Below are 10,404 nucleotides of genomic sequence, written 5' to 3'. Positions count from 1 at the left end.
GCGACCTTCGCCCGCGTCGTTTGACGACGCCACAGAAACAACAGGCCTGGGCTGATGTCATGTCGCCGCGCCACCGCGGACACGCTTGCACCCGGCGCAAAACTCTCCGCGACAATCGTCCCCTTCGCATCGGTCGACCAGCGCCGGCGCCGGCCGGTCCCGGTGATGATCTCGACACGCTGCAGCGTGTCGGCGCCGTCTTCGAAGATAGGCGTATGCCTATCCTTATCGCTATCCTTACGACTATCCTTTGACATGCAGACCTCGTGACTAACCATTCCACGAGATCTTCCTAACCGACCAGATCAGCCCTTAGCACGTGGTCCCTGGATGACGCTCACTGTAAATCGCCTTTACCGAGCCACTTTCGAGATGCGCCAACTGTAATTCGATGACATCACCATCCCATGCCTTGGCTTCCTTGAACTCCTCATGGTGGCAAAGAATCGAAAACGTAGTGCGGAAGCCATCAATGTTCGGGTCTTAGTGTCGATGCCGAGCGCACGCAGCCGATGACAGAGCGTCGCGCTGGACAGCGGTGCGTCTTTGGCGCAAGCGAACACGTAGCGCCGATTGCCGGTGATCTGTTGTACACGCCGCAGGATTGCGAGGGCTTGATAAGCAAGTGCGGCTGTGACCTACCCGGGGTAGGAGCGCGGACCAACTAGTCAAGACGACCGACATGGTCTGCAAGCGAGGCACTTCTCTCGGAGGAGAAAGAACGCTAGCAATGGTTAGGATCCGAGCGTATCGCTTGGCGCAGCGTCTGGCTTCGGCGCGTCCGCGAGGCTGCGTAGGAAGTTTATGGCTCGCTCCTGAAGTTCGGCCTCCAGTTTGGTCGCCTTGATGCGCTCGATAACGAGCTCGCGATCGAATGGCCGCGCCTTGTGATAGCCCTCCACGAACTCCTTGTCCTTCTCGGACAAGCGGGCGAGCTTGGAAACGATAATGTCCTCAGGACATGGTGCGACGGCAAGGACATTTCGACCGTCGACTTCGACCGTCTTGGTGATCGCGCGCTTATTCCAGTCTTCTGGCAGCCTCGCTGTATTCTCGTCGACACCGTCGATATAAAAGCCGTGCTCCCTATGGAATTGAGAACCCTCGCCATAGAGAGCGTTGATTTCTTCTGAGGCCTCTGGATCGTCGTCTGGATCCAGCTCCTTTTGCTGAATTTCCCAGATCTTTGCGTTCTCCGGATAAGCGTCGATCTCGCCGGAGGTGCGTAGAACGACCGGCGCGTCGGGCCAGGAGAGCAAGATACTCTGACTGCCGATGATGAAGACCTTGTCGGTTTTGAACAGCCTGGCTATCACCCTGACTGTCTCGACAAGGTCTTCAATAGTTCTAACGAACGAGCGTTGTGTCACGCGGCGATCCGCGGAAGCTCCGCGGTCTGATGGATCACGGATCTCTCAGCAATCCGCTTCGCCGCCTTCCAGATACGACGTCGCAAAGCGTGGTCCTCGAAGTTGACACCTTCCGCCAAAACGAATGGCGAGGACAGACGCAGACGCGTCATCTCTTCGTCGCGACTTGTCAAACGACGGCGTACCGTAGACGGAGGAAAGCCAAGGACGTCTGACCATTCGCGAACGAAATCGTAGCCTTCGTAACGCTGCGAGCTACGGGCCAAAGAATCCTTCGCCCTTTCGACCAGCGACGGGTCGCGACCGATCTGCCGCGCAATAAGCCGATGCATCATCAGCTTCGCGGTGTCGTTCACATATTCCCGGTTGATCCGAATGCTCATGGCTCTCGACCAATACCTACCTCAAAACGGGAAAATAGGCACCTACCCGTAAAATTCCAGCTTACTCACCAATCCCATACGACAGGGTATGTTCCCTTTCCGTTCAAGCTAGCAGTTCCAGCAGGACGGGGCAATCGCCGAAAGGAGTGTAATGATACCGAAACTGACTTCGTCATCTATCGCCTATTTTCTAGATCTTCACGATAAAAAATCTATTAAAATCAATGCGTTAATGTAGCTAAATCACCGCAGATGGGCTAATCCCAGGAGACACGGTTTTCATCCCAGAACCAAAAAGCCGATCGGAACCGCCGGATTGAGGCGCATGCCGGCCATTAGAACTGAGATCTTCGAAAAAGTCTTTACTAGCTCCCCGCGGGAGGTTTCGGCACCCATCCTTCGCCTCTGCCGCGAACTCAACCCGCACCTTCAACCTGTGGGTCCCCCGTCAGACCTGAGCCTGGCGCGATCATCATCGAACGCTTTAGCAACTTTTCCGCCAGGGTTGCGCGCGACGGAGGTGCACTGCTTTGCGGATGGACGATTTGGGAATGGCCGCGCGTTTTCATTGAAGCGGAGCATCATGCCGTCTGGGACATGGATGGCGAGCTTTTCGACATCACGCCGCACGCAAAGAGCGAGCCGAGGATACTGTTCTTGCCGGCCCCCAATCGCGTGTACGACTTTGAGGGCAAGAAACGCCTCATCAACGAAAAGAGAAGTTTGGGTGTGTTCGCAAGTGCCGAACACTGGATCGCAGCAAGCGATCCTCTTCAGCACTCGTTGGAAGAACATTCAAACGGCGCCGAAATTCGAATGAAACGCAGCACGTTGAAAGCGCTATGGGAAAATGCTCGCAATGCACAAGCCCAAGTTCTAATCGATCTCGCGTCCAGCACGAAAGTCAATTCGCCGTGCTTCTGCAACAGCGGTAAAAATTCAAGAAGTGCTGCGCACACCTGATTGACCTGACGCGCCACTCTTGAGATTTGTCGCAGCTAACTGGGTAGAATTCTTAAGCTTGTCAATATTGACGCCTCTCCCTCCGATGAGCAATCCAGCGGGAAAAACCAGCTAGCATCTTCATGCGCTCTCGATGAGTTGCTTCATGCAAAATAGCCCGCTCGGCTTTCGTGCTCTTGCCGTAGCGTCTGCAACGCTACCTTGTTTGAGGTGGCCTCAAACCTCTCGATGAAATGCGCGCGGTCCGCTGTCTCAAGGGCTCCATTCGAGTGTATCTCGTCTTCGAGAAAGCTGCGCAGACGTTGTCGGACCGCGGCGCTTTCGCGATGGATATGCCGGTTAGTCAAAAGGTCGCGGGCCGCAGTCGATTGCGTATGCTCAGCAAGCAGCTGCGGCGCGAAAACGGGATCGCGCCGTTCAGCACTTCGAGCGATGAGGATCGTGCGGATGCACCACAGCGCACGCCTAGTCATAGGATCGAGTTGAGTTCATGACCGAACCGGGCGAGATACATCCCGAAGTCTGTGGCTCGATTAATCTCGCCTTGATAGCTCGGGCGGAATTGGAAAGCCGATTGAAGCTTCACGAGGTAATTGTCTGGGCCGATGAGCGGCTTCGCCTCCCGCGCCAAGTGGCAGACGAATAAGTCGCCGTCGCGGGCATCCTGTTGCAGTTGACGCCATGGATACAAAAAAGCGAAAGATGACCGACAGAAACGTGACGGGTGTCCTTGTCGAGGCTCACCATAAGAAGATCCGTGTCGGACCCTTCCGCGTGATCGGCACGTGCTAGGCTTTGGGATGCAGCGGCGGTGTGCGTAGCCGCCGAGGACGACGACGCGCGGCCCAACCTGTCCGCAATGAATGCACCGCCGCGACTTGTCGCCCCAGGGATATCTCGGTGCCATTGGCGCGCTCCTAGCGGGTTTCGCGCGGAAGGCCGCGAACGGTCCCGCTGCCGTCCGGAAGGCTGATTGTCTGTATGGTCGATCCGTCGAGATCTTGCGATTGCTCAAGGATCGTCTCGCCGACGTGCCGCGCCTCGAGGTCGAGCGCGTGCTCGGCCAATGTCCGCGAGCCGCCGCGCCTGGCCCGCGCCTCGGCCTCCTCAACGATGCCTTGCGCTTGCTGGGCTATCGAGACTGCGCACCATCACCGGCAGCGATGCTGGAAAGCTGCTCGCTGACGGATCGGTTTGCAGTATTCACGCGTCAATAAGCAATATCCTTCCCGCTCGCCGTTCCTTCCCCGCGAGGTGGACCGGCGGTCGCGAGGCCCGGTTCTGACTCGCCTCTGTTTCCGGGCCTCGCTTCCTCAAACGACACGGTCTCGTCGTCTCCCGCACGCGACGCTCCGAGAGCGCCATCGCGATGGATGTCCCGTCAGGCAGGGCCCAAGCGCATACGTGCCTCCAAATAAAAAGGCGATTGCGAGTCCGGCAAGATCGTCCAGCGCGTCTCCATTGCGACCCGGACACGCCTCCAGAGGTGCAGTCGGGCGAGATCATCATCTCGACCAAATTCCAGCAGAGCGGCGGCCCGACTCCAGACGCCGGGCAGGGCGGCCAAGGCGGAACCGGGCAGCAAATCTACTTCAAGAAGGACGGCTCGCTCACTGTCACCGATGGCAGCGGGGCGACCTATCTTCCGGACGGCGCCGGCAACATCAAGGTGACCGCAAAGACCATCCAGTACGATTGCCAGACGTTCACGCTGGTGGCGAGCGGTGACGTCGGCATCAAGGGTAGCGGCAACGTCGAGGTCAAGAGCGGCGGGAAGCTTGGTCTCGACGCTGGCGGTGCGGTTGTCGTGCAGGGCCATGGCGACGTGTGCGATGGATCGGTCACGCCGCCGAGCGACCAGCCGCCGATCGATCCGTTCGAGGTGCTGAGATGACGTAATTGGCGGGTTGACGTGCCCCGCCAGTCCTGAGGCGACAGCACGTTGTCGCCGCTCCGGTCCGGCGCCGGTCGGGTGAAGCACAGGCGTCGGCGGGCTCGCGAAACATGATGGGCAGCATGATGAGAGTGTCAGCGCGCCGGCTGTGCCGGCAATTCGGGGTACGTCCAAAGCCCGGCACCGGCGTGGGCGAAATGGAGACGTCAAGCGTTAAGGTGATCGAGCATCTGATCCGGACGCATGGTGCCGAGCACATGGTGCTGACGCTGCGCGTCCTCACAGAGACTCATCCGGCCAACCGGTCGCACCTGAACCGACACGTCATCACCGCAGTGAACGCGATGTGCTGTTTCCATCGGCAGTGGACCTCGCCCGGGCTTCCGTTTTTGGAGGCCTGGGATTCGTTGGTCCTTGGCGCGCTGCGCGAACTCGCCACTGCATGCCGGCTCCGGCGGCACCACCTTTGGAGCGTGCTTTACGTGATTCTCGTCGAGCGCCTAGCACCGATGCTCGATCCGCTGACCGAGAGTAAACTCCAGCCAACGCCGGTCAAGCTCCCGCCGAAGCCGCCGCGATCGATCACGCGCATCCCTGAGGTTGAGGCGAAGTTGCAGCTCGGAAACAAGCTCCTTCAATTGAAGGCGGCGACGTCCACTGGCAAGTTCGGGGCCAAGCCCGCCTGCAATTCGCGACTGATCAGCAATCGGCCGGCGAGGCGATGCGCGTGGCCCGCATGTACGATGGCCGACGCGAGATCGCCGCTCGGCTTTCCTGGGCGGCGCTGGTCGAGCTGGCATCACCATCCGTGCCGGACGATCTTCGCCAGGAGCTCGAGCAGCGTATCCTCGCGGGCAAGCGGGTCGGAGCGCCGGAGATCCGCCACGCCCGCGGCCGGCTCCGCGACGGCCGGCAGCGCCGAAAGAGCGAGGCGCTCCTGGTCGCTGCCTCACTTCATCGACCACTGCGCATCATGATCCGTCGAAGAGGGGCGACCAAACGCGGGATTTAAGCGCGAATGCGCGGCTCATTGCATTGATCGATACTGAGATGGCCTTACGGTTACTATGCGGTAACCCACGTGGGAATCACAGGCGCATATTCGGCCCAGCGTCACGGTCATGCGTAACGCACCAGATCTGAAGGCCGAGACGACTCGCTGAGGCGAGAAGCAATGTTCGTTCGTTGCGTACTGAGTTTGTCGGAGCCAAGGTCGACAAACTTTGCCGCTCTCCGAGAGATCATATTCCGAGGCTCTATTCGTGGTCATTGACACTGCAAATGACGGGGCCGCCCGTCGTGTCCAATTCAATCCTCCGCTCGAAGCAAACTACATGACGGTTGACGGCATCCGCAGTGGCAATTGCCTCGTGCTGAACACGGGCGACGATGGTGCCTTGCTTGAGCACGTCCCGCCAACACTCAGGGAGTTCTTTTTGATCTTCACTTCAGCTTCAGCGGTACGCCCGGTCTACCGACGCTGCAAGAGGGCATCGATTCAGGGCACCAAGATGGATGTCGACTACGATCGCACGCAACCGTGCTTCGCACGGCATATGTAAGAAACCGCTGCATGATCATAGCAAGCCGCGAAGATATCGACCTCCACGGCAACAAATGGGAGGAGAGGGTCGTTTGGATGGGCGACGGTGCCTTCAGGGTGGAAGTTCGCTCGGATGACCCTTGTGGCTGTCTCAGTGCTGAACTCAATCTGCTAGAGCTTTCCGAGTACATACAGAAGACAGCGGCCCCGCCCTTCGTGTGGAGGGTTTTGCTTTGACCGGGCCGCCGCAATGATTGCTATTCGCCGCCTGCCTGCTCGCGCTTCCTGTGTTTGCAAACGGATTGGTCGGCGCTATCGTCAAGGGCGCCAAGCAGCCAGTTTTTCTGTAGCGGTAACGGTCGGGATGCTGGCGGTTATGGTCGCCGGTTACTTCGTTCGCTAGGCACGTCTCAGCCCCGGTGTCTAGCCGGGGCGGCAAGGTGGTTGCCCGTCAGGGCGCCTTGTCGCCCCATCATTCACTATCAGGTCGAGCGGAGAGTTGATCGGCCGGAGCCCTACGTCATTGCGCGCTACTTCTTGTAGCTGGCCAACGCCCGGCGCCCTTCCTCGGTTACTCCGACCGTGATTCCGTTGTGACCACCGTACATCACTGCCGACCCAACCTCTTCCACAGTCAGTCCGAGGGCGCGCGCCACCTCGTACCAAAGATACTGTTGCTGGTCGTTTGGGTTGTCGGCGATCAGTCTGTTGAGGTGGTAGACGACCCTCGTTGCCATGGCGTTGTGCTCAGCAGCCTTGCGGCGCAATCTGTCCTTCGAGCCCCGATAAGGATCAAGCTTTGGCTGCAGCGGTAGTCGCGTCGTCATTGGGGTGATCTCACAGGAATGTAGTTCCGGAATCCGAATTTAATTCAGCGTTGAAATCTGCACGAAAACACGTGTAGCGTGATGATGCGCAGGCCAACGGGCAAGGCCGGCGAGAATTCTTCAGCTCTCACCTAAAGCGGGCCACCGCGCTGCGCGAACAGCACGATGGCCCTGACCATGTTCACGGAGTGCACCATGACCACGGCTGGCAGCGTGCTTAGCACGCCAGCAATAAACTCGTCCTCATCTATCGACGGCTCAGGAGCCCACCGGCGGGCGTTTCTGACCGGGCTATCTTCGGCCCTCCTGGCGGCTGCAGCCGCACCGGTGGCGACGCCTGCGGCGCTGGGTGATTCCGAGCTGATAGCGCTCGGCCGAACAATTTCACGACTCCACGAGCTGGGAAAGCGAGGTTCTCGATCAAGCGGTCGCGGCGGGCGACTGCCTCCCGGCTCTCGACCGGTTGACCGTCGCGATAGACAGGCCGGGAGCAGAGATTGCCCTCCTGGTCGGTGAAGCGCTCATAGAGCTGGACCGGGAAGGAATGGGCGAGATAGTCGAGCACGTACTCGCGCGGAGTGATGTCGACCCGGACGTCGACCCACTCCTCAGTCGGGATCTCGGCGAGACGGCGCTCCATCAACGCCTCGCCTGTCGAGACGATCTGGATGACAGCGGCGTGTCCAACCTCAAGATCGCGCTCGATCGAGCGGATCAGCGACGGCGTCTTCATCGAGGTCAGCAAGTGCCCGAAGAAGCGCTGCTTCGCGCAAGGCGGATCGCGCCGCGGATTTGGCCTGCCCGTTCAGCGTTCCGGTCTCGCCGGTGATGTTGGCGGCCCGCATCGTGGCGTCGAGGTTGTTGTGGATGATGCTGAACGCATCGGCGTACACGTCGTAGATGCTGTCGCGCTATCGGGAAACTCAGTCGTGCCTTCGCATCCCGGATCGGACGAAGCCCGAAACGGCTGGCACTGGTTGGCACGGTCGGCTATGTCGGCTGCGATGAGCCATTACATTTTGGATGGACACGAGCCCAAGCGCACGGACCCGGTCTCGTGGCAACAATGGTATGAATCAGCCGACCGTGTTGTCGCGAGGACGCCGATAGGTCCGAATATCGTCATCTCAACCGTGTTCGTGGGTCTCGATCTCGGATGCGATCCAGATCGCCCCCTTGTTTTCGAAACCGAGGTCACGGAAGCCGGCGTAGCCTCCGTCGACGCCCGGCGGGAGCGTTACCCAACGTGGGTCGAAGCTCAACTGGGCCACGCAAAAATCGTAAGCGAGTATCGCGGCATCTAAGCGTGCATTTTCTGCGCTGCACGGAAACTGCGATCTGCCTTCCATCCCATTTCTTTAAGGGATTTTGACTTGAGTGGCTGGGGCCGCAGGCCCTGATCAGGCGTGCGCGAACGCGCATCGCCCGACTGAAATGGCACCCGGAGAGCGTGAGCATAGCGACCCGAAGGGGCACGCGGGTCCGAGTGCAGCGACGAGACCGGTTAACAGCGGCACCCGGGACAGGGGCAGTGATAGCGATCGCCGAAGGCGAGCCCCTTTCCCGAGTGCCCCCGGCGAGGAGCTCCGTATCCCTTTGCGCGAGGGATCGGCGCCGCACGGCCGAGACGCAAAGCGACTCGGTTTACGAGAGCCCGATGCGGCGGAAGCCGCACGCGCCCAAACGGAAGAATCCGCCAGTCGGAAATCTAGATTTCCTCGCGCGCATTCGTCTGCGCGTCATAGATCCTGATCTGAAGCATGGGAAAACGTTTCTTTAGTTCTTCTCCACCTGCTCTGGCGCCGTCTCTGGTTGCAAATTCGGCTTTGAGTCGGCCGTCCACTTCAAGCGCGTAACCAGAGGCCGGCAGTTCACGGTTGGCTGCAACCATTTCATTCCCATTGTGCAGTGAGGTCATTGAGAATGATGGGTTAGCGTGAGTCGCCCGAACCTCGCTAGAGCCACCTGCGTAAGTCCGGTAATCGGCCATCACACGTTGTGGATTGAAATGCCTCGCAGTTGAGGCCATCAAGGATGGGCATTTGCATCGTCCGAACAGGCGGACGGCTTCCCGCTCGCGCGGATGCATGAACGATAGAGCCAGGGCTCGACGTAGCTGCCCTTCCAAAGTCCCCGGCCGGCGCGCTCAGCGTCGCGCTGGGCTTCGTGATATCTACCCTTCGAGTATTGGGGCCAATCCAACGCAAGACCGTTGTGCACAAGCCATTCCCCAAGATCCGCGCCACCGACCGAACAGGTCGCAACCGTGCGGCCATATGGATCGAGGCTGAGTGGGACACAATTGACGGGACGGCGGGCAATGAAGGCGTCGAGGTCGTTCGCCGCCTGAGACCCACAGCGGTACTGTAAACTGTCCTCACCGCGACACAGCTGAGTGCTTTCCGGAGCATCCACGCCCCAAAGGCGGATCCGCGTTCCGTGAATTTCCAGCGTGTCGCCGTCAATGATGCTGGCCTGACCGACAAAATTGTCGGCCAGTGCCGCTCGATAACAGCAGGAGCATCAATATAAAGACTCGGAGTTTATTCATGGCGTTGGGTACCAGCGATTACCGTAGGTTTCGGGGATTGGATTTCGGCCAGTTCTCAAGTGGCTTCAGTATCGGCAAGTTCTCTGGCCGCTCAGGATAGTGAAACTCACTACCTCGAAGCCAACGTCCCTCGAAGCGGTCCCAAAACAAGATCGCATCCATCTGCCAAGTAAACTCATAGACCCTCCACACGCCGTCGCTCTTCATGACTTCGCCAGTTGCGTTGAACGGCAGGCTGTTGAGCTTGCATAGAGCGTAGATCTCATCCCAGTGCTCGCGGATATAACGGTCCTCGAGCGCCACATGATATGGCCGGTCGGCGCGCCAGCGCGATCCGCCGCCGCGCGGATAAAAGCCTTGGCGGGGCATCAGGAATTCCGGAATGCGCGCGATCGCCTTGCCGATCCGGCGCGCTTCATCCGAGGAGAGCTTGCCAACGCCGAAGCTGTAGCGCTGCGCGTCGTCGCGGCAATAGAGCCACGCCAGGGTTACACCGTTGGCATCCCTGACCACATAGCACTCGGAATTTTCCCGGACCAACGTCCAGGGCGGCTTGAAACGGCGGCTTGACTCCATGAGAACAAAATAAGAACATGTCACATCGACGGTCAACCTGGAACGGCGCCATGTCGTCGGTCTCGAAGCCGAACGAACACGACGAGGGGCTGCGGCGATCTGCGTGCAGCTATTCGCGCGCTGGTCGTTGCGAACAATTTCCTGGAATCGGAGATCTCGGAGTTGAAGAAGGCCGTCTCGCACGCATACACGCGCGGGCGCTTTCGGACTTACACGGGTTAGATGCCATGCACTGAGGTGACGATGAAACATCCGCACATTACTTTGTGGCGGACGAACAGGCACCGATATGGCGAT

13 protein-coding genes and 1 pseudogene are annotated in these 10,404 nt (G+C 59.4%); 4 read left to right on the top strand and 10 right to left on the bottom strand.

Going from position 1 to position 10,404, the window contains the following annotated elements:
- The 3 genes from K289_RS0131390 to K289_RS45800 all read right to left on the bottom strand — a co-directional run.
- Positions 1-257: transposase (locus tag K289_RS0131390; protein ID WP_198024807.1), on the bottom strand; the 257-nt coding region annotated here is incomplete at its 3' end.
- 477 nt (positions 258-734) lie between these two features.
- A complete protein-coding gene (locus K289_RS45805; RefSeq protein ID WP_051311003.1) occupies positions 735-1,370 on the bottom strand; it encodes a DUF6036 family nucleotidyltransferase in 636 nt (211 codons plus the stop codon).
- Positions 1,367-1,753: a hypothetical protein gene (locus tag K289_RS45800; protein ID WP_035686471.1), complete on the bottom strand. Its 387-nt coding sequence runs from the start codon at positions 1,751-1,753 to the stop codon at positions 1,367-1,369. The genes K289_RS45805 and K289_RS45800 overlap by 4 nt, the downstream gene beginning before the upstream one ends.
- A 597-nt stretch (positions 1,754-2,350) precedes the next feature.
- On the opposite strand from K289_RS45800, the gene K289_RS0131375 reads away from it, so the two are divergent.
- Positions 2,351-2,716 (top strand): hypothetical protein, encoded by a 366-nt coding sequence (locus K289_RS0131375; RefSeq protein WP_027555102.1) that lies wholly within the window; start codon positions 2,351-2,353, stop codon positions 2,714-2,716.
- Positions 2,717-3,633: 917 nt separating this feature from the next.
- On the opposite strand, the gene K289_RS51815 is transcribed toward K289_RS0131375, so the two are convergent.
- Positions 3,634-3,783, bottom strand: coding sequence for a hypothetical protein (locus K289_RS51815; protein ID WP_198024806.1), 150 nt, complete (start codon positions 3,781-3,783; stop codon positions 3,634-3,636).
- Positions 3,784-4,202: 419 nt separating this feature from the next.
- Here K289_RS51815 and K289_RS0131355 point away from each other — a divergent pair, with 419 nt between their 5' ends.
- From K289_RS0131355 to K289_RS45795, 3 genes are all read left to right on the top strand, one after another.
- Positions 4,203-4,610, top strand: a complete 408-nt coding sequence (locus tag K289_RS0131355) for a hypothetical protein (protein WP_027555098.1) — start codon at positions 4,203-4,205, stop codon at positions 4,608-4,610.
- 218 nt (positions 4,611-4,828) lie between these two features.
- A complete protein-coding gene (locus K289_RS0131350) occupies positions 4,829-5,587 on the top strand; it encodes a hypothetical protein (protein ID WP_035686468.1) in 759 nt (252 codons plus the stop codon).
- 285 nt (positions 5,588-5,872) lie between these two features.
- Positions 5,873-6,172, top strand: a complete 300-nt coding sequence (locus tag K289_RS45795) for a hypothetical protein (protein ID WP_035686466.1) — start codon at positions 5,873-5,875, stop codon at positions 6,170-6,172.
- 511 nt (positions 6,173-6,683) lie between these two features.
- Here the strand turns inward: K289_RS45795 and K289_RS0131335 are convergent.
- From K289_RS0131335 to K289_RS45790, 6 genes and pseudogenes are all read right to left on the bottom strand, one after another.
- A complete protein-coding gene (locus K289_RS0131335) occupies positions 6,684-6,980 on the bottom strand; it encodes a hypothetical protein (RefSeq protein ID WP_027555094.1) in 297 nt (98 codons plus the stop codon).
- Between the two features lie 406 nt (positions 6,981-7,386).
- Positions 7,387-7,882 (bottom strand): annotated as a pseudogene (locus tag K289_RS49225) (methylase); the annotation flags it as partial.
- 225 nt (positions 7,883-8,107) lie between these two features.
- Positions 8,108-8,329, bottom strand: coding sequence for a hypothetical protein (locus tag K289_RS0131320; RefSeq protein ID WP_027555091.1), 222 nt, complete (start codon positions 8,327-8,329; stop codon positions 8,108-8,110).
- A gap of 359 nt (positions 8,330-8,688) precedes the next feature.
- Complete coding sequence (locus tag K289_RS0131315) at positions 8,689-8,871, bottom strand: hypothetical protein (RefSeq protein WP_027555090.1); 183 nt, start codon at positions 8,869-8,871, stop codon at positions 8,689-8,691.
- Between the two features lie 137 nt (positions 8,872-9,008).
- Positions 9,009-9,395 (bottom strand): thermonuclease family protein, encoded by a 387-nt coding sequence (locus K289_RS49220; protein WP_371260882.1) that lies wholly within the window; start codon positions 9,393-9,395, stop codon positions 9,009-9,011.
- A gap of 154 nt (positions 9,396-9,549) precedes the next feature.
- Positions 9,550-10,143, bottom strand: a complete 594-nt coding sequence (locus tag K289_RS45790; RefSeq protein ID WP_245284052.1) for a hypothetical protein — start codon at positions 10,141-10,143, stop codon at positions 9,550-9,552.
- Positions 10,144-10,404: the final 261 nt, after the last annotated feature.

This window comes from Bradyrhizobium sp. Cp5.3 (assembly GCF_000426265.1).
GTDB lineage: Bacteria > Pseudomonadota > Alphaproteobacteria > Rhizobiales > Xanthobacteraceae > Bradyrhizobium > Bradyrhizobium neotropicale.
This window is presented reverse-complemented; position numbering and strand designations above follow the sequence as displayed.